We start from the raw sequence: 23,430 nt of genomic DNA on the forward strand, positions 1-23,430 counted from the left end.
TCTGTCTAGCTCACGGCTTCGCCGGCGTCTCGGTCGCCGTCTTGCCGGACGGGTTACCAAAGAACCGGAAGAAATCCGAGTCCGGCCGCAGCAGGAAGCGGGTGTCGTTGGCGCGCAGCCCGTTCTCGTAGGCCGTCATCGACCGGTAGAAGGCGAAGAAGTCGGCGTCCTTGCTGTAGGCTTCCGCGAACAGGCGGTTGCGCTCGGCGTCGCCGACGCCGCGGGTCTGCTCGGCCTGCGATTTGGCTTCCGCCTCGATCACGGTCGCCTCGCGGTCGGCCTTGGAGCGGATCTCCTGTGCCTTCTGGCCGCCCTGAGCACGGAACTCGGCGGCTTCGCGCTCGCGCTCCGTCTTCATGCGCAGGTAGACCGCCTGGCTGTTCTGCTCCGGCAGGTCGGCACGGCGGATCCGGACGTCGACGACCTGGATACCGTAGCCGTCGGCCTCGCGATCGAGCTGGTCGCGGATGCGCTGCATCAGCTTCTCGCGGTCGTCGCGCACCACGTTGATGAAGGTGACCTCGCCGAGCACGCGGCGCAACGCCGCGTTCAGGAGCGTGGTGAGCTGGATGTTGGCGGCCTGGATCGAGCCGACGCTCTGGTAGAAGCGCAACGCGTCCTTGATGCGGTAACGCGCGAAGGCGTCAACCACGAGCCGCTTCTGGTCGGACGCGATCGCTTCCTGCGACGGGTTCTCCAGATCGAGGATCCGCTTGTCGATGTTGATCACCGAATTCCACGGCGCCTTGAAGTGCAGGCCGGGCGCGGTGACGACGTCGACGGGACGGCCGAACTGCAGCACGATGGTCTGCTCGGTCTGTTGCACCGTGAACAGCGACATGTAGCCGACGATCACGACGAGCAGGAGGGCGAGCAGCGCGACGATACCTGTGACCGGAGACCTCATCGGTTGCCTCCGCTCGACTGCTGACCGGTGGTAGGCGGCCGCTTGGTCGTCAACTCATTGAGCGGCAGAAAGGGCACGACGCCCTGGCCCGAGGGGCCGCCGTCATAGACGAGCTTGTCGGCGCCGCCGAGCACGCGCTCCATCGTCTCCAGATAGATCCGTTCACGCGTCACGTCGGGCGCCTTCTTGTATTCTTCGTAAACCTTCAGGAAGCGGGAGCTCTGGCCCTTGGCCTCGGCGACCGTCTGCTCCCTGTAGCCTTCGGCGGCCTGCAGGATCTGCGCCGCACGTCCGCGGGCCTGCGGCACGACCTGGTTGGCGTAGGTCTGCGCCTCGTTCTGCAGCTGCTCGAGATTGGCGCGCGCCGCCTGGACGTCGCGGAACGCGTCGATCACCTGCGCCGGCGGGTCGACCTTCTGCATCTGCACCTGGCTGATGAGAATACCGGCGCCGTAGCTGTCCAGGGTCCTCTGGATCAGCTCCTGCACGCTCTGCTCGGTGACGTTGCGCGCACCGGTCAGGATCGGCTGGATCTGCGAGCGGCCGATCACCTCGCGCATCGCGCTCTCGGAGACCGCCTTCACGGTGCCTTCGGGATTCTGGATGTTGAAGAGGAAGTCGCCGACGCCGTCCGGCTTGATGCGCCAGAGCACGGTGAAGTCGACGTCGACGATGTTCTCGTCGCCGGTCAGCATCAGGCTCTCTTCGGGCACGTCACGAATGGAGCGGCCGCGCCGCGCCGGATCGTCGATCAGCGTCATGCCGATCGAGATCGTGTTGACGCGCAACGCCTTCGGCAGCAGCACGGTTTCGATCGGATAGGGCAGATGATAGTTCAGACCCGGCTGCACGGTGCGAACATGCTTGCCGAAGCGCAGCACGACGCCGAGCTCTTCGGATTGCACCCGGAAGAAGCCCGACAGCAGCCAGAACGCGATGATGAGCAGGATGATCAGCGTGATGCCGATGCCGGAGAAATAGCCGCCCGGCATGATCTGCTGGAGGCGGTCCTGGCCGCGCCGCAGAAGGTCTTCCAGATCCGGCGGCCTTGGCCCGACCGGTTGCGGGCCGTTGCCCCATGGTCCCTTCGGACCCGAGCCCCATGGGCCACCGCCCTGATTCTTCCACGGCATTCGACGCTCTCCTCGGCAGGGTGAAATTGCCCCCGCCCGCTTTGTCCGGTCCGGCTTTATAGGGGACAGGCAAGTCCCTTACAACGCGGCCCGGGCTGTCTTTCGAGCTATGCTCGGGCACGAAAAAGTCAATGTAAACATTGGTGAATGCGGTTAATGGCCCGTCCGCCGACGATATGTCACATAGGAGTAGTCGGCGCTGTCGTCGGGTCCGGCAGGATGACGGATGCGCCCAACCTCATCCCACTCTGCCTTGTCGATGTCGAAATGCGTGTCGCCTTCGGGACGCGCATGCACCTCGGTGATTTCGAGGCGATCGGCGCGATCGAGCCATTGCCGATAGATCTCGGCGCCGCCGATCACCGCGATCTCGGCGACCGAACGCCGCAGGGCATCGCCAAGCGCAACCGCGCCCGCATTGGCAGCCGATGTCGTGACGATGGCGCCATTGGCGCGATAATCCGCATCGCGCGTGATGACGATATTGGTGCGGTTCGGCAGTGGGCGGCGCAGGGTCTCGAAGGTCTTGCGACCCATGATCACGGGCTTGCCGATGGTAAGCGCCTTGAAGCGCGCCATGTCGGATTTCATTCGCCACGGCATCGCATTGCCTGCGCCGATGACGCCGTTCTCCGCGATCGCGACGACGAAGACGATCTCCATCAGGACGCGCTCCCCGCAAGTCGTGTCAGCGCGGGGCCGGTGACGCGGCACAGCGTCCAGTCATCCATCATGACGGCGCCGAGCGATTTGTAGAACGCGATCGACGGCGCGTTCCAGTCGAGCACCGCCCATTGCAGCCGCGACCAGCCGTTGTCGACGCACTCCCTGGCGAGATAGACCAGCAGCGCCTTGCCGAGGCCTTTGCCCCGATGCGACGGCCGCACATAGAGATCTTCGAGATAGATGCCGTGACGGCCGCTGAAAGTGGAGAAATTGGCGAACCAGACCGCAAAGCCGACCGGCTCGCCACTCCACTCGGCAATGGCGCAATAGAGCTGCGGACGCTCGCCGAACAGCGCTTCCGCAATCATCGCCTCGGTCGCCTCGACCTCGTGCGAAAGCTTCTCGTATTCGGCAAGCTCGCGGATGAAGGCAAGAACCAGCCCGGCTTCACCGGCGCGCACGCGGCGGATGGTCGACGACATCAGCGCTAGACCGCGACTTCCGCCTTGATGTGCGGATGCGGATCGTAGCCGACGAGCTCGAAATCCTCGTAGCGGAAGGAGAAGATGTCTTTCACATCGGGATTGATCCGCATCACCGGCAGCGCGCGGGGCGCACGCGTGAGCTGGAGCCGCGCCTGCTCCAGGTGATTGGAATAGAGATGGGTGTCGCCGAGCGAGTGCACGAAGTCGCCGGGCTTCAATCCCGTGACCTGCGCCACCATCATGGTGAGCAGCGCGTAGGACGCGATGTTGAAGGGCACGCCGAGGAACACGTCGGCCGAGCGCTGATAGAGCTGGCACGACAATTTGCCGTTGGCGACATAGAACTGGAACAGCAGGTGGCAGGGCGGCAGCGCCATCTTCTCGACGTCGGCGGGATTCCAGGCGGTGACGATCAGCCGGCGAGAATCCGGGGTGCGCTTGATCATGTCGATGACATTGGCGATCTGGTCGATGCTGCGCCCGTCGGCCGTGGGCCAGGAACGCCATTGATGGCCATAGACCGGCCCGAGATCGCCATTGGCATCGGCCCACTCGTCCCAGATGGTCACGCCGTTGTCGTGCAGATATTTGATGTTGGTGTCGCCCTTCAGGAACCACAACAGCTCATGCACGATCGCCTTCAGCGGCAGCCGCTTGGTGGTCAGCATCGGGAAGCCGGCAGACAGGTTGAAGCGCATCTGATGGCCGAACACCGACAGCGTGCCGGTGCCGGTCCGGTCGGTCTTCTCGGCGCCGTCTGAAAGAATCCGCTCGAGCAGGTCCTGATACTGGTGCATGTGCCAAAAACCTTTGGGAAGACAGCAGCCTTTGGGGAGGCGGCGAACTTAACGGCGCGCCCCGCGCTACGACAGCAGCGATTCGCTGTTTAAGCGCATTATACCCCGAAAAGTGACTGTTCCCGGCGCAAACAACAAGGGGCGGAACCTGCGTCCCGCCCCTCGCCTATCGGCTTGAAAGTGCTGGTTAAGTTGCCGGCTTGAGCACCGGGGTCCACTTCGCGATCTCGTTCTTGACGAGGGTCGCCAGCGCCTCCGGCGTCCGATCCTTGGGACCCGGAATGACGCTGCCGAGCTCGAGCAGGCGCTTCTTCACGGTCTCGTCGTCGAGCGCCTTGATGGCGGCGGCATTCAGGCTCGCGATGATCGCGGTCGAAGTTCCCTTCGGCGCGAACATCGCATTCCAGGCCTGGGCCTGGAATGCAGGCAGGCCGGCCTCCGCCGTGGTCGGCACGTTCGGCAGCGACGGATTGCGCTCGGCCGTCGCGATCGCATAGGCCTTGATGGTGCCGGCATTGATCTGCGGCACGGCATTGACGATCTGGTCGCACATGTAATCGACCTGTCCGGCCACCAGCGCATTCATCGCGGGGCCCGTGCCGTTGAAGGGCACGCCGACCGGCTTGACGTCGAGGATCGAGTGCAGGAGCTCGCAGGACACGTGCGAGACCGAACCGACGCCGGCATGCGCGGCGTTGACCTTCTCGGCGTTCGCTTTCACGTAGGCGATGAACTCCTTGAGGTCTTTCGGCGGAAAGTCCTTGCGCGCCAGGATCAGGATCGGCGTGCCCGCGAGCAGCGCGACCGGTTCAAAATCCTTTTCCGGGTGGTAGGCGAGTTTCGGATAGAGCGGCACGGAGGCGGCATGTGTACCCATATGCCCGGTAATGAGCGTATAGCCGTCATTGGCCGCGCGCGCGGCACGCGTGGTCGCGGTGGTGCCGCCGGCGCCGACCACGTTCTCGATGATGATGCTCTGTCCGAGCGTCTGCGCCATGTGCCCGGTGACGATGCGCGAAATCACGTCGGTCGGTCCGCCGGCCGCGAACGGCACGATCATGGTGATGCTGCGCGTCGGATAGGTCTGCGCCTCCGCCGGTGCGACAAAGCCGCACAACGATGCGAACGCCGCGGCACAGGCGCCCGCAAGCGCGCGAATGGAAGTCATCTCGATCCCCTCGGACGTAAAACAAAAATGCCGGCCACAGGGCCGGCATTTTCATTTCACGAAGCGGTCACACAAGTCGATTCGACTTCCGAATGCGGCGTGCGGACGCAGGGCGCCGCGACGACGCAGGCGCGGTCAGTTCTCGGATTCGGTGAACACCTCATCGCGCTTGGCGCGCAGCACCGGCAGGACCGTGAGGATCAGCAGAAACGCCGCGATCGCCAGCAGCACCGCCGACAACGGACGCGTCAGGAACACGCTCCAGTCGCCACGCGAGATCAGCAGCGCACGACGCAGGTTCTCTTCCATCAGCGGTCCGAGCACCATGCCGAGCAGCAACGGCGCCGGCTCGAAATCGTGCTTGATCAGCCAGTAGCCGACCAGACCGAAGATGCCAGCGAGGATGACGTCGACCGGTGCGTTGTTCACCGAGTAGATGCCGATCGCGCAGAAGATCACGATCGAGGGGAACATCAGCCGGTAAGGCACGCGCAGCAGCCGCACCCAGATTCCGACGAGCGGCAGGTTGATGATGATCAGCATCAGATTGCCGATCCACATCGAGGCGATCATGCCCCAGACCAGATCCGGCTGCTTCTGCATGACCTGCGGACCCGGCACGATGCCGTGGATGGTCATCGCGCCGACCATCAGCGCCATCACCGCGTTCGGCGGGATGCCGAGCGTCAGCAGCGGAATGAACGAGGTCTGCGCCGCAGCGTTGTTGGCGCTTTCCGGCCCCGCCACGCCCTCGATCGCGCCGCGGCCGAACCGTGACGGGTTCTTGGCGAGCTTCTTCTCGAGCGTATAGGCGGCAAACGACGCAATGACCGCGCCGCCGCCCGGCAGGATGCCGAGGATCGAGCCGAGCACCGTGCCGCGCAGGATCGCAGGCGTCGAGTCGGCCAGGTCTTTCCTGGTCGGCATCAGGCCCGTGATCTTCTGCTGCACCAGATCGCGATTCATCTCGGCGCCGGCGTCGAGGTTGCGGATGATCTCTGCGAAGCCGAACACACCCATCGCCACCGTCGCGAAGCCGAGGCCGTCGGCGAGCTCCGGAATGTTGAAGGCCATGCGCGAGGCGCCGGTCTCGATGTCCGAGCCGACCATCGACAGCAGCAGGCCGAACACGATCATCGCGATCGCCTTCAGCACCGAGCCCTTGGCCAGCACCACCGCGAAGATCAGGCCGAGCACCATCAGCGAGAAATACTCGGCCGGACCGAACGCCAGCGCGAGCTTCGTGAGCGGCGCGCCGAGGACGGCGATCAACACGGTCGCAACGCAGCCGGCGAAGAACGAGCCGATCGCGGCGATCGCCAGTGCCGGGCCGGCGCGGCCCTGCTTGGCCATCTGGTGGCCGTCGATGGCGGTGACGACCGATGTCGCCTCACCGGGTATGTTGACCAGGATCGACGTGGTCGAGCCGCCATACTGGGCGCCGTAATAGATGCCGGCGAGCATGATCAGCGCACCGACCGGCGGCAGGCCGAAAGTGATCGGCAGCAGCATTGCGACCGTTGCGATGGTGCCGATGCCCGGGAGCACGCCGACCAGCGTGCCCACGAGGGCGCCGATCAGGCACATCAGCAGGTTGATCGGAGAGAACGCGACGGCAAAACCGTGAGCGAGGTTGGCAAAGAGCTCCATTACACCCTCACTGAACCAGGAAACGCGGGAACATCGGCATCGGCAATCCGAGCACGTACGGGAACAGGATTGCGCAGCCGAGCGTCAGGCAGGCGCCGACGATGGCGGCCTCCAGCCAGCGCGTCTCATGCGAGCCCAGCGCTGCAATCATGAAGCTCACGAAGGCCGTGACCACGAGGCCGAGCGGCCGGATCGCCAGCGCGAAAAACAGGATCGCGGCCATCACGAACAGAGGCCCGCGCCAGGAATAATGGGCCATCGCCGGCCCATTGGTCAGGAGGCCGGTCAAGGCGATGCCGGCCGACAAGGCCACCAGCAATCCACCGAACATCCGCGGTGCCGTGCCGGCGCCGAAGGAGAAGCCGCGCATGCCCTGCAGATCGCTCGACGCCCACAGCGCGAACAGGGCGAGCGCCATCAGGATAACGCCGCCGACATAGTCCTGCGCCGACCGGATCGTCATGAACAACGTGAGGATCGCCACCGCAAACAGCGGATAGGAATAGATCAGCGCCAGCAGCACCTCGGAGGACGCCTTCTTGGTGCCGCCACCGAACGATCCGAATATGGCACTGGGCGCGCCGGCGAGCAGCGCCGTCGCATGGCTGGTTACGACCTGCAGTGGGCCGCGCCCGGCACCCCAGCCGAAGATCGTCCCGATAGACCAGATGAATTCGAAAATCTGCGGCGCTATCGCCAGCAGGCAGAAGCCGAGCGCCACCGAGGTGTTTCGGGTGGCAGTCGCCGAGTGGCCCATCGTGTCGGCCATGCTTGTCTCCTCCGCGACTCCTAAGTCACGAGCACTGTTGTTCTAATCGGCTGGAAAAGGATCCCCCGCCCGGACCACTGCCTAGCGATTTTCATTACACAATGCCAGCAAAACCAAACAGGCCTCCGGCGAGCAGAAGCCAGAGTGGATTGATGCGCGAGACGGATGCGAGCACTGCAACCGCTGCGGTCAGAAGCAGCGCAGCAAAGGTGCGATCAGTCGACTGGGCCAGGATCAGGGCGCTGGCTGCCATCAATCCAATCGACAGCGGAACCAGTGCAGTCTGAATCAAGGTGGGCCAGCGCGATTGGCTGGGCCGGCTCAGCAGACGGCTGACATAATAGGCAAGCAGCGCCGTCGGCAGGCACATCGCCAACGTTGCCGCCAGCGCGCCGGGGATGCCGGCGACGGCATAGCCGATTAACGTGACGATAAGCACGTTGGGACCTGGCGAGAGCTGCGCGATCGCATAGGCGTCGGCGAACTGCTTCTCGGTCATCCAGTGATGCACGTCGACTGCGATGCGGTGCATCTCCGGCACCGCCGCCGCGGCGCCGCCGACTGCGAACAGCGACATTAGACCAAAGGTGGAGATCAGCGCCCAGATCGGGTTTTCGCTGTTCATGCTGCTACCTTCCGCCGCACCCAATATGTGACGCCGATACTGACGGGAATCGCGACCAGCAGCACCGCCTGGAGCGGCAGGCGAAGCACGCCGATCGCAACGAACACGCCGAGCATGAGAATGAGCACGACGGCGTCCATCCGCTTGAGCAGGGGCATCATCATGCGGAAGACCACCGCGATCAGCAGCCCGACCGCCGCGCAGGAGATGCCCGCGAGGATCCGGCGCAGCACCTCTACGTCGCCGAACCGGGCGTAGATGATCGCAAGGACGGTCATGATCACCGTCGGCGGCAGCAACAGCCCGGTAAAGGCGGCAACGCCGCCGGCGATCCCGCGCAGCCGCGACCCGAACACCATCGACAGGTTGACGATGTTGGGCCCGGGCAGGAAATGGCAGAGCGCAAAGGTCTCGTTGAACTCGTCAGCCGTCATCCAGCGGTGCTGATCGACGATGGCGTGGCGGGCAAACACCAGGACCCCGCCGAAGCCGGCCAGCGACATCCGGGCGAAGGCCAGGAACAGCGCGACGAGCCCGGGCGGAGGCGCGTGGACGGCTGGATGGTCCGGCTCTTGATCTGGCTCTGGATCCGGCTCTTGGGCGGCCGGTGCTGAATCCGTGGACATGTCAGGAGCTTAGAACGCTGGCCGTCCCAGGGCCAAGATCATACGAGGTCCGCCCGGAACCTATCCAAAGGGAAACCGCGGGATCGCCGCTCGAAACACCTGTCATTTGAAACCTTTGCCCCCTATATTGGGGGTGCCGGTTTGCCGGCTATGGAAATAAACGGTCGTCGCAATAAACCATTCGGACCCGGGGGCGGTACCCGGCGCCTCCACCAAAGCCCACCAGCGGGCTCACCCAGAGCGGGTTTTGGCGGGGGCGAAATAGGATCGACGAGGGCGTAAAGGGCGTGCTTTTTCCCGGTATTGTTCCGCCGTTATCGGGCTACTGCAATAGTTGCCAACGACAACTTTGCTCCGGTTGCTCAGGCTGCGTAACGCAGTTTGAAAGACCATCTTAAAGTCCTAACGGGTTAAGCTCCGTTAGGCGGGGTTCGGAGGCACCTGGCAACAGAAGCCTCCACTTACCTCTTATTTCCTTTCCGGCGGGGACTCCTGCTGACCCGTTAGGCGCGGTACTATGGCGGCTTGGCGAGTCGGGCCGGCAGGGCCCAGCTCCTGGAATGCAACAGGACCACCATGGCGACCGATCATATCCGATACGATGTGCTGGCCCGCGACGCGCTGCGCGGCGTGCTGCGGAAGGTGCTGACCGATGCCGCGTCCCATGGACTGCCGGGCGAGCACCATTTCTTCATCACCTTCGTGTCGAAGGCCGAGGGCGTGAAGCTGTCGTCGCGGCTCCTGGCGCAATATCCGGAAGAGATGACGATCATCCTCCAGCACCAGTTCTGGGATCTGACCGTGCTCGAGGACCGTTTCGAGGTCGGCCTGTCCTTCGGCGGCATTCCGGAGCGGCTGATCGTGCCGTTCAGCGCGATCAAGAGTTTCCTCGATCCGTCCGTGAAGTTCGGCCTCCAGTTCGACACCTCCGATGTCGCCGAGGTGTCACCCGAGACATTGCCGGCCGCTCCCGCGCCGTCGGCCGTCGCAGTGCCCGCGTCTGCCAGTGAGCCGGCGGAAAGCGCCGAGGAGCCGACCGCCCCGAACCAGGGCGGCGCCGAGGTGGTGCGGCTCGATCGTTTCCGCAAGAAATGATCTAGGTTGGACCCGAAACGGTCGCGCCCGGCCAAACTGCCGATATAGAAGAGCACCTGAAGAGGCTGCGCGGCATTCCGCGCCGCAGAATGGATGTGCTCATGGCCAAGACTGCTCGCTCGAAGACCGTTCGCTCGAAGACTGCCCGCCCCGCCAGCCGCACCGAGACCGACAGTTTCGGCCCCATCGAGGTCCCCGCCGATCGCTATTGGGGGGCGCAGACCGAACGCTCGCGCCAAAACTTCCGCATCGGCATCGACCGCATGCCGATCGAACTCGTGCATGCGCTCGGCATCGTCAAGCTCGCCGCCGCACAATCCAACCTCGCGCTCGGCCTGCTCGACCAGCGCCGGGCCAACGCCATCATCCGCGCCGCGCGCGAGGTGATCGAGGGCAAGCTGGACGATCATTTCCCGCTGGTCGTGTGGCAGACCGGCTCGGGCACGCAGAGCAACATGAACCTCAACGAGGTCATCGCCAACCGCGCCAATGAGCTGCTCGGCGGCGAGCTCGGCGCCAAGAAGCCGGTGCATCCCAACGATCACGTCAACATGAGCCAGTCGTCGAACGACTCGTTCCCGACCGCGATGCACATCGCGGCCGCAAGCCGCATCAATGCCGATCTCGTCCCTGCCCTCGGCGAGCTGCTGCGCGCGCTCCGCAAGAAGGAGAAGGAGTTCGCAAAAATCGTCAAGATCGGGCGGACACACACCCAGGACGCTACGCCGCTGACGCTCGGCCAGGAATTTTCCGGCTACGCCGCGCAGGTCGAAAGCGGCATCGCCCGCCTCAAGGTCGCGGTGAAGGACCTCTATCCGCTGGCCCAGGGCGGCACCGCCGTTGGCACCGGCCTCAACTCCAAGCCGGGCTTCGCAAGACTGTTCGCAAAGCACGTTACCGGGATTACGAAGCTGCCCTTCACCAGCGCCGCCAACAAATTCGAAGCGCTGGCCTCGAACGACGCCTATGTGCTGGCGCACGGCGCCATCAATTCCGTCGCGACAGGCCTGTTCAAGATCGCCAACGACATCCGCCTGCTCGGATCGGGCCCGCGCTCGGGCCTCGGCGAGCTGATCCTGCCGGAGAACGAGCCGGGCTCCTCGATCATGCCCGGCAAGGTCAATCCGACGCAGTGCGAGGCGATGACGATGGTGTGCTGCCAGGTGTTCGGCAATCACACAGCGATCACAGTCGCCGGCAGCCAGGGCCATTTCGAGCTCAACGTCTACAAGCCCGTGCTCGCCTACAACATGCTGCACTCGATCCGGCTGATGGCAGACGCCGCGCGCTCCTTCACCGAACATTGCGTCAGCGGCATCCGCGCCGACGAAAAGCGCATCAGGGAGCTGATGCAGCGCTCGTTGATGCTGGTGACCGCGCTGGCCCCGAAGATCGGCTACGACAGCGCCGCCAAGGTGGCGAAGACCGCGCATGCCAACGGCACCACGCTGAAGGAGGAGGCGCTGCGGCTCGGCTTCGTCTCGGCCGACGAGTTCGACCGCCTGGTGCAGCCGGAGAAGATGACCCGGCCCGGATGAATTCCGAATTCCGATAGTCATCCGTAATGATACGGTGCCCTGGGGCCCATAAATATAAGGCTTAAGGGCCGGGATTTGATTACCGTCAATGTTATGGCGAGGCGGCGTGCTACGCAGGCCTCTCCGCCCTTTGACGGGGCTAATTCATCGTTTGATGGCCCAAGGGGCCAATTGACGAGGACGAGTGAATGGCGATCAAGTCTCATGGGGCGCAACACGGCACCCAGTTTCTGAATGTTTCATCCTGCCAGAAGAGGAGCGGATGATGGAGACGCGGCATGGGGAACGTCATCAACCTGAATCGTTTCAGGAAGCGCGCCGAGCGGGAAGCCACGGCGAAGCAGGCGGACGTCAACCGGGCGAAGTTCGGCCGCACGAAGGCGGAGCGGTCGGCGGAGGAGACGCGCGCGGACAAGGCGAAGGCGCATCTGGACCAGCATCAGATCGATCGCGAGGATCAGTCATGAAGTCGCCCGTGGTGAAACGGTCGATCGTGGTTGCCGGCCACAAGACCAGCGTCAGCCTGGAAGAGGCGTTCTGGAACGGCATGAAGGAGATCTCGGGCCTGCGCAACATGACGCTGTCCGAGCTGGTCGGCGAGATCGACGGCAACCGCCAGCAGGGCAATCTGTCCTCGGCGATCCGCCTGTTCGTCCTCGACTACTTCAAGAGCCGCGCCATGGCCGCGATCCAGCCGGAAAAGGTCCCGGCCCAGTAGCCGTTGGACGTCCTCCAACGGCGCCTCCCGGTTTCTGCACTTTAAAATCACTCTAAGGTGCAGTTTCAGCCGACCCGCGCGCTTGACCTCAATGCCCTGCGTTGAAAATACAGGGCATGACCGACACCAATGACACGCGTTCGCGGATGCCGCTGGGCCTGGCCCAACGCGGCTATATCGGCGTCATCCAACACCTTTCCGCAGGGGATGCGGGCTCGGCGCTCTCCGACATCGAGCTCGAGAGCCGGCTGATCGAGCTCGGCTTCGTCGAGGGCGCCCGGGTCGAGGTCCTGCACGAGGGCCTGGTCGGGCGCGACCCGATCGCCGTCCGTGTCGACAACATCACGATCGCGGTCCGCCGTCGTGAAGCCATGGCCATCATTGTCGCCTAGATCGCGACCGGAAATCTGATCCCAAGGCCTTTGATCACATGGAAGCTCCTCTGCTGCATCTCGCCCTGGTGGGCACGCCGAACAGCGGCAAGACGTCGCTGTTCAATGCGCTGACCGGCAGCCGACAGAAGGTCGCGAACTATCCCGGCGTCACCGTCGAGCGCAAGGAAGGCTTCTTCGTCACGCCGCTCGGACGCCAGGTCTCGGTGGTCGACCTGCCCGGCACCTACTCGCTGCGCGGCCGCAGCCCGGACGAGGAGATCACGCGCGACTTCGTGCTCGGCAAGGCGTCCGGCGAGACCGTGCCCGACCTCGTGCTGTGCGTGGCCGACTCGACCAATCTGCGCCTGACCATCCGCCTGCTGCTGGAGCTGAAGCGCACCGGCCGGCCGATGATCCTCGTGCTCAACATGTTCGACATCGCGAGCCGCCGCGGCATCACCGTCGACGTGGAGCGGCTCGCCAAGGAGCTCGGCGTGCCCGTGGTCACCTCGATCGCTGTGCGCAAGAGCGGCACGGCCGACCTGTTGGCGCTGACGGACGAGATCTCGGCGAAACTCGCCGCGGAGCCGCAGGAGAACAGCTGGCGCGCGCTCAGCGTCGCCGAGCTGCGCGCCACCCAGCGCGAGGCCGATCGCATCATCGCCGACTGCGTCAGCCTGCCTGCCAGACCCGACACCTGGACCGCGCGGATCGATGCCGTGGTGCTGCATCCGGTCGGCGGCCTGATCGTGCTCGCGGCTATCCTGTTCGTGATGTTCCAGGCGGTGTTCGCCTGGGCACAGCCGCTGATGGACCTGCTCAACAACGGCTTCGACGCGCTCGGCGAATTCGTGCACGCCACCCTGCCCGCCGGCCTGCTGCAGAGCTTCCTTCAGAACGGCGTGATATCAGGCGTCGGCAGCGTCATCGTGTTCCTGCCGCAGATCATCATCATCTTCCTGTTCATCCTGCTGCTGGAAGACTTCGGCTACATGGCGCGCGCCGCGTTCCTGATGGATCGCATCATGGGCGGCGCCGGCCTGCACGGCCGCGCCTTCATTCCGCTGCTGTCGAGCTTTGCCTGCGCCATTCCCGGCATCATGGCGACGCGCGTGATCGACAACAAGCGCGACCGGCTGACCACGATCCTGATCGCGCCGCTGATGACCTGCTCGGCGCGCATTCCCGTCTACACGCTGATCATCTCCGCCTTCATTCCGGCCAGGGACGTCTGGGGCTTCATCAACCTCCAGGGCCTCGTGATGTTCGGCCTCTACGCCGCCGGCATCACCAGCGCGCTGTTCGTCTCGTTCCTGATCAAATTCTTCATGCTGCGCGACTATGCGCCGGCGCCGTTCATGCTGGAGCTGCCGGACTACAAGATGCCGCGGCTGAAATCGATCGCGATCGGCGTCTACACGCGGGCGAAAATGTTTCTGTACCGCGCCGGCACCACGATCTTCTCGATGATGGTGCTGATCTGGTTCCTGGCCTCATTCCCGCAGCCGCCCGCGGGCGCCACCGAGCCGGCGATCGACTTCAGCCTCGCTGCGATCATCGGCAAGGCGCTCGAGCCGCTGCTCGCCCCCGTCGGCTTCAACTGGCAGATCGCGGTCGCGCTGATCCCGGGCATGGCGGCGCGCGAGGTCGCGGTCGCGGCCCTCGGCACGGTCTACGCGATCGAAGGCGGCAAGGAAGCGGCCGAGCAGATCGGCCAGGTGCTGGCGACGAAATGGTCGCTCGCCACCGCGCTGTCGATGCTGGCCTGGTACATCTTCGCCCCGCAATGCGCATCCACGCTCGCGGTGATCCGGCGCGAGACCGGAAGCTGGGCCTGGATGGCGGTGACCTTCTTCTACATGCTGGTGCTGGCCTATGCCGCGAGCCTTCTGACCTACAACGTCGCGGTCGCGTTAGGGGCGGGATAAGGCCCCCTCAAACCGAAACTGCGAAAACAACCCCATGCACAGTAGACGGGGATTGTGAAATCAATGGCTTACGTATGTGCAAAAATTATCCGGCCGTAGCCCGAATGAAGCCAGGGGCCGGCGCACAGCGGCGCTCGATGACAGGCTCCGCAAAATCCGCGGCCGCGCCAGAAACATAGCGATTTCCGGATACCACGGAGCCTGAGCGGCGCGGGCTACGGACCAGTTGCTCCGTCGGGCAAAACACTGGCACAATGGCACCATCAAAGAATTGCGAGAGGCGTAGCGGAAGCCTCAAGGCAGCTTTCGATGAGATACGTCCGGCGCCATCGGGTTGAAGGAAATTTCGATTGTTAGCGCGGTTCGTGTGGGCCGATGGCGCGTGGGAAGTGGACGGAGACCGCCGGGAATTGCGCGCCCACGGCAAACCGGTCCCGATCGGCTCGCGCGCTTTCGAAATCGTTGAACGACTGGCCGCGGCCGCCGGACAATTCGTGGGCAAGGACGAGCTCGTGGCCCATGTCTGGCGGGGCCTCACGGTCGATGAGAACACGCTCCGTGTTCACATTCACGCGATCCGCAAGGCCTTGGGGCCGGACCGCAGTCTGCTCAAGACCGACGCGGGCCGTGGTTATCGGCTGCTCGGCCCTTGGGCCGTCAAAGAGGATCAAGACCAACCCGCGACGGCCAATTCGTCGCTTTCGCTGCCAAGATCAGGCCAGTCCGCTCCAACCAATTTGCCCGCCGCGGTATCCGATGTGGTCGGCCGAAGCGCCGCGGTGCTGGCCATCAAGAATCTCGCGACCGCTTTCCGCGTCGTCACGCTCACGGGACCAGGGGGAATTGGAAAGACTACCGTGGCCCTCGAACTGGCGCGCGATCTGCTCGATGCATTTGGCGGCTCCGTGTTCTTCGTCGAGCTGAGTCCCCTGTCGGATCCCGATCTGGTGCCATCGACCATCGCCAGAGCCCTTGGCCTCGGCGCGGACGGAAAGCGGCTGCCTCCGGAGGACGTGGCGCGCGCGATCGGCGCATCGAAGCTGCTTCTGGTGCTCGACAATTGCGAGCACCTGATCGACGCAACGGCCCGTCTGGCCGAGATCATCGTTCGACAATGCCCTCACGCCTCGATCCTGGCGACGAGCCGCGAGGTCATGAAGATCGAGGGCGAAGGCGTTTTCCGCCTGTCACCGCTCGACGTGCCCGAGTCGACCGGCGCGCTCCCCGCGCAACTGCTCAAGAGCAGCGCGGTGGAGCTGTTTGTCGGCAGGACGCGCGCGCTGAACGATCGCTTTGCGCTGAATGCAAGCAACAGCCCGGCTGTCGCAACCATCTGCCAGCGACTGGACGGCATTCCGCTCGCTATCGAGTTTGCTGCGGGGCGCGCCGCAACGCTGGGCGTGCAACAGGTCGTTGCCGACCTGCTCGACCGCCTGAGTTCGCTCGCCAGCCAGCGTCGCGCACCGGTGCCGAGGCACAAGACGCTGCGGGCCGTCCTCGACTGGAGCTACGATCTGCTGTCGCAATCCGAGCAGCAAAATTTCCGGGCCCTTGGCGTCTTCGCAGGATTGTTCACCCTGAACGATGCCCGATCGATCGCGCCGTCGCAGGAGCCTGCCGACTGGCTCTCCGGACTGGTCGACAAATCCCTCGTCGTAGCTGAAATCAGGGACACCGTCGCGCTGTATCGCCTGCTCGACACGACGCGGACGTACGCACTCGACAAGCTCAGGGAGCATGGCGAGTTCGAAGCCGCCAACCGAGCCCACGCCGAGCGCTACAGGGACGTGTTTCAGCAAGCGGAAAGCGAGTGGCAGATCAGGACGACCGGCGATCTCCACACCGACTATGCATGGCGCCTGGACAATTTGCGCGCCGCGCTCGCGTGGGGCCTGCCCGACCAGCGCGCGACGGCACTCGGACTTGGCGTTGCCACGGCAGCGATACCGCTATGGATGCACCTGTCTCTTTTCGACGAGTGTCGCAGCACTCTCGGACGGGCATTGTCCTCGCACACCCTGGTCGACACGATGCCGCCGGAACGGCAGATGCGGCTGCACGCGGCCTATGGAATTGCCTCGCTCTATTCCGGCGGCAATCCCGCCGACGCCGAGGCGGCCTGCGAACGCGCGCTCGAGATCGCGGAGGGCATCGGCGATGTCGACTATCAGCTTCGCTGTCTCTGGGGCCTGTGGCTGGTGCGTCGCGGTTCGATCGACCTAGCGCGGCGTTTCCTGAGCCTTGCCACCGGCCCCGTCGATGAGCTGGTCGGGCACCGGATGATGGCGACGTCGCACCATGTGCAGGGATTTCAGAACGAGGCGCGGCCGCATGTCGACTTCATCAGGGCCAACCCCAACCTGCTGGCCGCCGACCCGACCCGGTTTCGCTTCCTCGTGACCGAACGGCCGGTCTCCGAAGAGCCGGGACTGGCGCGCATCCTGTGGGCGCAGGGATGTCCGGATCAGGCGATGCAACTCGTGCGGCAATCGGTCGAGGCCGCCACCGCTGCCGGCCATGCCAACTCGCTGTGCCATTTCCTGTCGCTTGCCGGATGCCTCGTGACGTTGTGGGCCGGCCATCTCGACGAGGCGCGCCGGTACAATACGATCCTGAGCGACCAATCGACCAAGTTCGTCCTGCCGCTATGGAGGAGCTGGAGCCGGGGCTACCAGGGCATCATCGCGCTCCAGACCGGCGACGCTGCAATCGGCGCCGAGCTGCTGCGCCTCGCCATCGACGAATTGAGGGGGCTGCACGAGTGGCGGGGATATGCTTTCTTCCCGATCTACCGCGCGATTGCTCTGGGACGTTTGCAGCGTCTCGACGAGGCGCTCGCCTCGATCAATGCGTCGATCGAAAACGCGGACCACCGCGACGAAGGCTGGATGCATCCCGAGTTGCTGCGCGCGAAAGGCGATCTGCTCGTGCTGAGGGACCCCAGCGATGCCGATGGGGCCGCCGAAGGCTGCTTTCGCGCGGCGATCGAGGAAGCCCACGAACAGGGGGCCCTCGCCTGGCAATTGCGGGCTGCGACCAGCCTTGCCCGGCTGCTGCACGACCGCGGCCTCCAGGCCGAGGCGAGGGACGCACTTCAGCCGGTCTATGGCCGCTTCACCGAGGGATTTGCGACGGCCGATGTGGCTTCCGCACGGGCTCTGCTCGACATCCTGGGCTAGACCGGCCCGGCCGGCAACGGACCTTAAGAACTCTTCACGACACTTAATTCGCAGGCGTTTTCAAAGCGATGCAGGTTGCTTGCACATCGGCAAAGCCGCCGCTGTCCCCGATCCAAGCAAAGGCGCGAGACCTGCGATGACAAACATGGCACCCAGCAAGGAAGCGATCTCCTTCGGCCCATTCGAGCTCGTCGCGAGCGAAAGACGATTGAGCAAGGATGGTGTGCGCATCGCCCTTGGCGCGCGCGCCTTCGACATTCTGGCCGCGCTGCTGTCGCGCCCGAATGAAGTCATCAGCAAAGCCGATCTCATGGGACGGGTGTGGCCGGGAGTAACGGTCGACGAGGTCAGCCTTCGCTTCCATATGGCGGGGCTGCGCAAGGCGCTCGGCGATGGACAAGGCGGCGCCCGTTACATTTCGACGATGCCAGGGCATGGCTACAGCTTCATCGCTCCGGTCTCGCGCACGATCGCACATGCCACCGCTGTGACGCCTGAGCAGTCCGAGCTTCACGGTCATGCGCGCCTGCCGATCCCGAGTGCGATGGTCGGACGAGACGAGGATGTCCTCAGAGTGTCGAGCTACCTCACCGCCAGCCGTTTCGTCACGATCGTCGGCACCGGGGGTATCGGCAAGACCACCTTGGCGGTCGCCGTCGGCCATCACCTGACCGCAACCTTCGAACACGCGATCTGTTTCGTCGACTTCGGCGCAGTCACCGATTCCGATCGGATCCTTGGCCTCATCCTTTCGGTCCTCGGCCTTTCGATCCCGCCTTCCGGCACGCTTCAATATCTGATCGGCCATTTGCAGGCGCGACGGATACTGCTGATCCTCGACACTTGCGAACATCTGATCGAACCGATCGCCGACCTGGCATCCCGCATTTTCGCTGAGACGCGGGAGGTCCATATCCTAGCCACGAGCCGGGAAACCTTTCGTTCCGATGGCGAGCACGTCTATTGGCTCGAGCCTCTCGCCTGCCCTCCGGAAGGCACGCCCGAGACGGCGGCGACCGTCCGGTCGTTTCCGGCCACGCACCTGTTCCTGCAACGCGCCGCCGCGAACGGGGCGCATCTCATTCTGGACGATGGCGAGGCAGCCATCATCATCCGCATGTGTCGAAGGTTGGAGGGGGTACCGCTCGCCATCGAGCTTGCCGCAAGGCGCGTCGAGACGTTTGGCCTGCTGCAGACCGCCGACATCCTCGACACACATCTGAAGATGCTCTGGACCGGCACGCGCACGGCGCCGCCGCGCCAAAGGACACTGCGGGCTACGCTTGAATGGAGTTACAGCCTGCTATCGACCACGGAAGCCGTCGTTCTGCGCAGACTTGCAGGATTCCCCGGTCCGTTCAGCCTTCACGCGGCCCTGAGTGCAGCAACTTGCCAGACGGTCGACGAGCCGGCCCTGCTCGATGCGATCGATGGCCTCGTGGCGAAGTCCCTGATCGTACCTCCCGCTTCGAAACCCTGCGGCCGCTTCCGCCTGCTCGACGCCACCCGCGCCTTCGCGCGCGAGAAGTTGGTTCAGGCAGGCGAGAGCGATCCGGAGTCAGCCAGGGTCGCAACGCTTCAACAAGACCAGCCAGCGCTGAAATTTCTATGCGGCTAATTGAGCCGTGTCGCCGTCCGCCTCGAGCACGCGTCAGCGTGACGCTCTGCAAGCTCGCCTACGGCGGCCTCTTCTTTCACCTCCTGCTGGCGGGGGTCGCCCATGTCGGCGTCAGGTGCAGCGCCGGCAATAGTGGGCCTCGTCCTTGGACAGGCAACAACTCGCCGGGTTCGACCGTCGGAACTGCTGCACGCGAGTTGCACCGTCGGGCAAAGCACTGGCAGAATGGCATCGTCGAAGAATTGTCGCACCAGCGACAACGATCCTAGCGCGGATACCACTGCCCGCGAGGGTCACGCTGCTGCGCGAAGGCGTAGGTCGGATTGACGCCGCAATAGGCATTGATCCCTGAAGCGGTTGCCATGCACTGCTCATAGGTCGCGAATTGGCAATTGCCTGGGTATCCCCAAATCCGCCCCTGCAAGCAGTAGAGATCATATGGACCGCTCGGGGCGACATAGCCTTGGCGATAATGGCGCCCGGCCGCGAGCGAGATCGAGGTCGTCGACACCAGAATTGAGCTAACCGATACGATTGCGAAAAGCAGGCGGGTCATTGCCATCTCCTGATCTCAGCTCTGTTGGCTTCTGCGTGCAAGAATCTCCCGTCGGGCCGCCAACATCAACTCAATTGGGCGTGCATGGTCGCAACCAAAATCCACAAATCAAATGGAGGCGGCGCGAGGCCGCGGTGCCTCATCATTGCTGGCAAACACACATGATGCCGTCGCCGCCCTTGACAAGCGTGCCTGGCGTGCAGCCGATACCGTTGCGCGCGGCGTGATCGCACCAGCCACTGTAGCCATAGGTCCAGGGGCCTTTGTAATAATAGGCCCGTACCCCGGTTTCGAACAAGCTCGGCATCATCGGCTTCATCGACAACAACCAGCGTCACGTCGTCCTGCTCGACAGGAAGCAGCTCTCCGCGCTCGACCGCAGCAATTGATGCCGGACATCCGCGCGTTTTCTCTCGCTTCCCATGAAAAAGGCCCCGGTCGATGCCGGGGCCTGAGTTCACCGGGAAGACTTTGGATCAATAGCGCGCCGCGCCGTAACCGCCGAAGCGATAGTTCACGCGAACCGTGACCATGTCGATATCCTGAGTGACCCCGCTGCCGGTGAGGGTGGACCCATTGGGTGTGACCACGCCTGCGAAGCTGGTGTTGTCACGCCCCATCCAGAGATGGTCGTATTCGACACCGACTGTCCAGTTCGGGGTGAAGCCATACTCCCAGCCGACACCCAGGGCACCGCCCCAGCGCGTGTGACCTGCCGAGGCGAGGCCGACGCCTGTGACATTGTTGAAGATGTCAAAGCGATTGCGCGTCACGGCGGCGCCGCCCTTCACGTAGAGCAGTGAGGCGTTCCATGCCCAACCGAGCTGAGCCGTGAACAGCCCGATGCCATCGGTCTTGCCCGTGGTCGAGATAAACTGATCGATCACGCTGACGCGCGTGTTCTTGATTTCGGCCCAATCGCCCTGCGCTTCCAGGCCGAGCACGAACTGATTGGTCTGCCAGCGATACCCGATCTGTCCGCCGACGAGACCTCCGGATCGATCGGCGCAACCACTTGCGACTGCTCCCGCGGGCGTTAAGAAATCGACGCAACCGTGGCTCTGCCCCCAGCCTCCGTTGGCGCCGATGTAGAACCCGGTCCAGTTGTAAACCGCCACCACCGGTGCCGGCGGCGGCGCCTTGACGGCCATATCGGCCGCCATGGCCGGAGCCGCCATGCTCAGCGCCGCGAAGCCGATCACCGCGATCGAAAGCTTTCTCATCGTCTCATCCCCTTTGCTCAAATCTCGTCCGTCAAAAATGCGAGCCCTTATGCAGGCTGGCGTGCATAAACGCTGCGAACAGCCTGAAGTCTATGCGCGAGGGGATTCTTGGCCCGTACCAAAATGGCAACACTCAAACGTCATCGCTGTGCACAGAAGAGTGCTTAGTCAGTCTTTGAAGTGCCGTGCGCTCCAGCACCGTCCTGTTCGTCGGCAAGCCACGCGCTGATGCCGGAGGATGGGATCACCCGCTTCGGCAGGTGCGGATTGATCGTGCCTGCAAAGACGGAAAGTCCCTCGTCGCGCTTGGCGCGCGCGAACAGCTTCGCTTCATGCTCAGTCGCAAAGGTCTTCGTCTCGCGCGGACTTCGTTGTCTCGGCAGAACGCCTCGCCGTTGCACTTCGAAGGTGACGTACCAGGTCGGACTCATTGCGCACACCAACATGTCACCAGCCCCTGGAGTCGCGTTGTGGTGCGGCCGTCATCCGCCTGTTTGATTCAGATCAAGCAGCGACTTGACCACTTTTATGCGAACGCTTGACGCGCCGGGTTGCGAACTGAGGCTCGGTTGACCCGCCGGGCAGAACAGGAGCACGATGGCGATCATCAAGATCGCGACCAGCTCCAAAGCGACGAACTGCTCCATGGACCATTTCAGCACCGACAGACTGACCGCCGAGAAATTGCACGACGGCCACCTCGCCGATCTCGTCGCGCTGCATCTCGATGCCGAGGTGTCCCGCTATCTCGGCGGCGTGCGCACGCCCGAGGTGACGAAGACCTATCTCGCCGTCAACATCGCCCATTGGGACCGGCACGGCTTCGGATTGTGGGTGCTGCGCAAAGACGGATCCTTCGCCGGGCGGGCGGCGATCCGGCATATCCTCGTCGATGGCGTGGACGAGGTCGAGATTGCCTACACGTTCAAGCGCGAATTCTGGGGTCAGGGCCTCGCGAGCGAGATCGCGACGGCGCTGACCGAGATCGGGCTGTCGCAACTCGAGCTGCCGTCCCTCATCGGCCTCGTCTTCGTCGGACACGGCGCATCCCGCCGCGTGCTGGAGAAGTCGAACTACATCCTCGATAAGGGCACGACGCATCACGGCGAAGCCGTCGTGATCTACCGCATCCGGCGGTGAGAGATGCCTCGTAGGATGGGTAGAGCGAAGCCGCTTTAGGCTCAGCCGGTGCGGAGCCGGACAACCGATTGCGGCAACGAGGCGAGAAACAACACCACGCAGACACACAGCAGGACGATGTCCTTGAACAGGAACTCGCCGGCCAGATTCCACGCCATCGGATCGGTTGAAAGGCTCCATGTGACGACGCCCGGCGTCGTGAAGAAGAACGACCACGTGATCGCGAAGGTCATCACGCCCATGAACGAACCCAGCGCCGACAAGACCGGACTGAAGCTGCCTGCCACGAGCAGCGCCGCAATCGCGAACTCGACGACACCGAGAACATAGGCCTCTCCCCTCAGGCCGAATACCGACAGCCAGGAGATGAACGGGCTGTTGCTGATGAACTGAGCGATACCCTGTGCGGATTGCAGTGTGAATTTCTGCATTCCAAACGATACGAATATGACCACCATGACCCAGCGCAGAATGGCGAGCGGACGATAAGAGCCTCCACCATTCTCCGCGACGTTGAATCCCATCATGCGACGATTTCTCCCCGGATTGCGCATCCATCTGTTGGCGAACGAAGCGTCCGCTAGGGGCTATTCGGAGGGGAGCGTCCGTCGTTACATGCGCGGCGGGGTTCCACGATCACAGCTGCGTGCAAGGCACGTGTTCGCGGACGGCAAGCCATAGCGCGCAGAATGGGGAGAGCGCAGCGAAACCCATCCTATGGGATGCTTCACGGCTCCACCGTGTAGGAGCGTCCGCGTTCGAGCACGTAGATGGTCAGGAAACGGAGCGGACGTTCCGGATCGCAATTGCGAAACAGGGTGTGTGGAAGATCCGCCCGGTCCTGCAACGTCTCGCCAGCCCGGTATTGCCGTGGCTCGTCGGTGCCATAGGCGGACTCGGCGACACCTTCGACGATGTAGATCGCGCCCGCGACGGGATGCCGGTGCAGCGGCGCGACGCCGCCCGGCGGATAGGTGACTTCGACGACCATGAGCTCCTGATGATTGCCCGGCAGCGGAAGACGTTCGAGAATCTTGCGCGTGACACCGGCAAACCCTGCTTGCGGGGCGCTTGACTGACCGTCGATATGTTCGTCCATGGGGCACCTGTCTCGTCGAGGATTGAGCCGTCGCCGCCGCGCCAAATCGCGGCGAATGACAATGGGATGCCGAGCGCAAGGCAACAAAATGGCCGATCTCCGGTTCATTCGGTGCCGCAGATTGCGTCGCGACGAG

Annotated in this window: 26 protein-coding genes and 1 other RNA gene; 10 read left to right on the forward strand and 17 right to left on the reverse strand. The window is 63.9% G+C overall.

Features of this window, described 5'->3' with window-relative positions; all coding sequences use genetic code 11:
• Positions 1-10 precede the first annotated feature (10 nt).
• The 10 genes from hflC to AB7008_RS37960 all read right to left on the reverse strand — a co-directional run bounded on the left by hflC (position 11) and on the right by AB7008_RS37960 (position 8,826).
• Complete coding sequence (hflC, locus tag AB7008_RS37915) at positions 11-907, reverse strand: protease modulator HflC (RefSeq protein ID WP_248879380.1); 897 nt, start codon at positions 905-907, stop codon at positions 11-13.
• Entirely contained in the window at positions 904-2,040 is a 1,137-nt protein-coding gene (gene hflK / locus AB7008_RS37920; protein WP_248879381.1) for an FtsH protease activity modulator HflK, read from the reverse strand. The genes hflC and hflK overlap by 4 nt, the downstream gene beginning before the upstream one ends.
• 153 nt (positions 2,041-2,193) lie before the next feature.
• The gene (locus tag AB7008_RS37925) at positions 2,194-2,703 is read right to left on the reverse strand and encodes a dihydrofolate reductase (RefSeq protein ID WP_441260438.1); all 510 of its coding nucleotides are present in this window, start codon (positions 2,701-2,703) and stop codon (positions 2,194-2,196) included.
• On the reverse strand, positions 2,703-3,188 hold the full coding sequence (locus tag AB7008_RS37930) for an N-acetyltransferase family protein (protein ID WP_441260439.1): 486 nt from the start codon (positions 3,186-3,188) through the stop codon (positions 2,703-2,705). The genes AB7008_RS37925 and AB7008_RS37930 overlap by 1 nt, the downstream gene beginning before the upstream one ends.
• A gap of 5 nt (positions 3,189-3,193) precedes the next feature.
• Entirely contained in the window at positions 3,194-3,988 is a 795-nt protein-coding gene (locus tag AB7008_RS37935; RefSeq protein WP_441260440.1) for a thymidylate synthase, read from the reverse strand.
• A gap of 187 nt (positions 3,989-4,175) precedes the next feature.
• Entirely contained in the window at positions 4,176-5,156 is a 981-nt protein-coding gene (locus tag AB7008_RS37940; protein ID WP_441260441.1) for a tripartite tricarboxylate transporter substrate binding protein BugD, read from the reverse strand.
• 135 nt (positions 5,157-5,291) lie between these two features.
• Positions 5,292-6,806, reverse strand: a complete 1,515-nt coding sequence (locus AB7008_RS37945; protein ID WP_014493051.1) for a tripartite tricarboxylate transporter permease — start codon at positions 6,804-6,806, stop codon at positions 5,292-5,294.
• 7 nt (positions 6,807-6,813) lie between these two features.
• Entirely contained in the window at positions 6,814-7,575 is a 762-nt protein-coding gene (locus AB7008_RS37950) for a tripartite tricarboxylate transporter TctB family protein (protein ID WP_264621411.1), read from the reverse strand.
• A 94-nt stretch (positions 7,576-7,669) separates the two neighbouring features.
• Positions 7,670-8,200, reverse strand: coding sequence for a chromate transporter (locus AB7008_RS37955; RefSeq protein ID WP_028156443.1), 531 nt, complete (start codon positions 8,198-8,200; stop codon positions 7,670-7,672).
• The gene (locus AB7008_RS37960; protein WP_041953305.1) at positions 8,197-8,826 is read right to left on the reverse strand and encodes a chromate transporter; all 630 of its coding nucleotides are present in this window, start codon (positions 8,824-8,826) and stop codon (positions 8,197-8,199) included. The genes AB7008_RS37955 and AB7008_RS37960 overlap by 4 nt, the downstream gene beginning before the upstream one ends.
• A 96-nt stretch (positions 8,827-8,922) precedes the next feature.
• Here AB7008_RS37960 and ssrA point away from each other — a divergent pair.
• The 9 genes from ssrA to AB7008_RS38005 all read left to right on the forward strand — a co-directional run bounded on the left by ssrA (position 8,923) and on the right by AB7008_RS38005 (position 19,276).
• Positions 8,923-9,288: a transfer-messenger RNA gene (gene ssrA, locus AB7008_RS37965) on the forward strand.
• A gap of 114 nt (positions 9,289-9,402) precedes the next feature.
• On the forward strand, positions 9,403-9,921 hold the full coding sequence (locus tag AB7008_RS37970; RefSeq protein WP_014493047.1) for an SspB family protein: 519 nt from the start codon (positions 9,403-9,405) through the stop codon (positions 9,919-9,921).
• Positions 9,922-10,010: 89 nt separating this feature from the next.
• Complete coding sequence (gene fumC / locus AB7008_RS37975; RefSeq protein ID WP_441260442.1) at positions 10,011-11,459, forward strand: class II fumarate hydratase; 1,449 nt, start codon at positions 10,011-10,013, stop codon at positions 11,457-11,459.
• 278 nt (positions 11,460-11,737) lie between these two features.
• Positions 11,738-11,926, forward strand: coding sequence for a DUF4169 family protein (locus AB7008_RS37980; RefSeq protein ID WP_028156439.1), 189 nt, complete (start codon positions 11,738-11,740; stop codon positions 11,924-11,926).
• Positions 11,923-12,177 (forward strand): ribbon-helix-helix domain-containing protein, encoded by a 255-nt coding sequence (locus AB7008_RS37985; RefSeq protein WP_014493044.1) that lies wholly within the window; start codon positions 11,923-11,925, stop codon positions 12,175-12,177. The genes AB7008_RS37980 and AB7008_RS37985 overlap by 4 nt, the downstream gene beginning before the upstream one ends.
• Positions 12,178-12,293: 116 nt before the next feature.
• Positions 12,294-12,569 (forward strand): FeoA family protein, encoded by a 276-nt coding sequence (locus AB7008_RS37990; protein WP_014493043.1) that lies wholly within the window; start codon positions 12,294-12,296, stop codon positions 12,567-12,569.
• 38 nt (positions 12,570-12,607) lie between these two features.
• Positions 12,608-14,479, forward strand: coding sequence for a ferrous iron transporter B (gene feoB, locus AB7008_RS37995; RefSeq protein ID WP_028156438.1), 1,872 nt, complete (start codon positions 12,608-12,610; stop codon positions 14,477-14,479).
• Between the two features lie 350 nt (positions 14,480-14,829).
• Complete coding sequence (locus AB7008_RS38000) at positions 14,830-17,658, forward strand: ATP-binding protein (RefSeq protein WP_441260443.1); 2,829 nt, start codon at positions 14,830-14,832, stop codon at positions 17,656-17,658.
• Positions 17,659-17,794: 136 nt separating this feature from the next.
• A complete protein-coding gene (locus tag AB7008_RS38005; protein WP_441260444.1) occupies positions 17,795-19,276 on the forward strand; it encodes an ATP-binding protein in 1,482 nt (493 codons plus the stop codon).
• Between the two features lie 265 nt (positions 19,277-19,541).
• Here the strand turns inward: AB7008_RS38005 and AB7008_RS38010 are convergent, their stop codons facing one another.
• From AB7008_RS38010 to AB7008_RS38030, 5 genes are all read right to left on the reverse strand, one after another.
• Positions 19,542-19,832 carry a DUF3551 domain-containing protein gene (locus AB7008_RS38010; protein WP_028156436.1) on the reverse strand — a complete coding sequence of 97 codons (291 nt, stop codon included), beginning with the start codon at positions 19,830-19,832 and terminating at the stop codon, positions 19,542-19,544.
• A 142-nt stretch (positions 19,833-19,974) separates the two neighbouring features.
• On the reverse strand, positions 19,975-20,151 hold the full coding sequence (locus tag AB7008_RS38015) for a hypothetical protein (RefSeq protein WP_155255945.1): 177 nt from the start codon (positions 20,149-20,151) through the stop codon (positions 19,975-19,977).
• Between the two features lie 157 nt (positions 20,152-20,308).
• Entirely contained in the window at positions 20,309-21,055 is a 747-nt protein-coding gene (locus AB7008_RS38020) for an outer membrane protein (protein WP_441260445.1), read from the reverse strand.
• A 164-nt stretch (positions 21,056-21,219) separates the two neighbouring features.
• On the reverse strand, positions 21,220-21,486 hold the full coding sequence (locus AB7008_RS38025) for a hypothetical protein (RefSeq protein WP_039152994.1): 267 nt from the start codon (positions 21,484-21,486) through the stop codon (positions 21,220-21,222).
• Between the two features lie 51 nt (positions 21,487-21,537).
• Positions 21,538-21,702 carry a hypothetical protein gene (locus tag AB7008_RS38030; RefSeq protein ID WP_441260446.1) on the reverse strand — a complete coding sequence of 55 codons (165 nt, stop codon included), beginning with the start codon at positions 21,700-21,702 and terminating at the stop codon, positions 21,538-21,540.
• On the opposite strand from AB7008_RS38030, the gene AB7008_RS38035 reads away from it, so the two are divergent.
• Positions 21,701-22,195, forward strand: a complete 495-nt coding sequence (locus AB7008_RS38035) for a GNAT family N-acetyltransferase (protein WP_441260447.1) — start codon at positions 21,701-21,703, stop codon at positions 22,193-22,195. The genes AB7008_RS38030 and AB7008_RS38035 overlap by 2 nt on opposite strands.
• Positions 22,196-22,236: 41 nt before the next feature.
• Here the strand turns inward: AB7008_RS38035 and AB7008_RS38040 are convergent, their stop codons facing one another.
• Together AB7008_RS38040 and AB7008_RS38045 are read right to left on the reverse strand one after the other, a co-directional pair.
• Positions 22,237-22,722, reverse strand: a complete 486-nt coding sequence (locus AB7008_RS38040; protein WP_441260448.1) for a YkgB family protein — start codon at positions 22,720-22,722, stop codon at positions 22,237-22,239.
• A 200-nt stretch (positions 22,723-22,922) separates the two neighbouring features.
• On the reverse strand, positions 22,923-23,294 hold the full coding sequence (locus AB7008_RS38045) for a cupin domain-containing protein (RefSeq protein ID WP_441260449.1): 372 nt from the start codon (positions 23,292-23,294) through the stop codon (positions 22,923-22,925).
• Between the last annotated feature and the right edge of the window lie 136 nt (positions 23,295-23,430).

This window comes from Bradyrhizobium sp. 521_C7_N1_3, from assembly GCF_052075975.1.
Taxonomy (GTDB): domain Bacteria; phylum Pseudomonadota; class Alphaproteobacteria; order Rhizobiales; family Xanthobacteraceae; genus Bradyrhizobium; species Bradyrhizobium japonicum.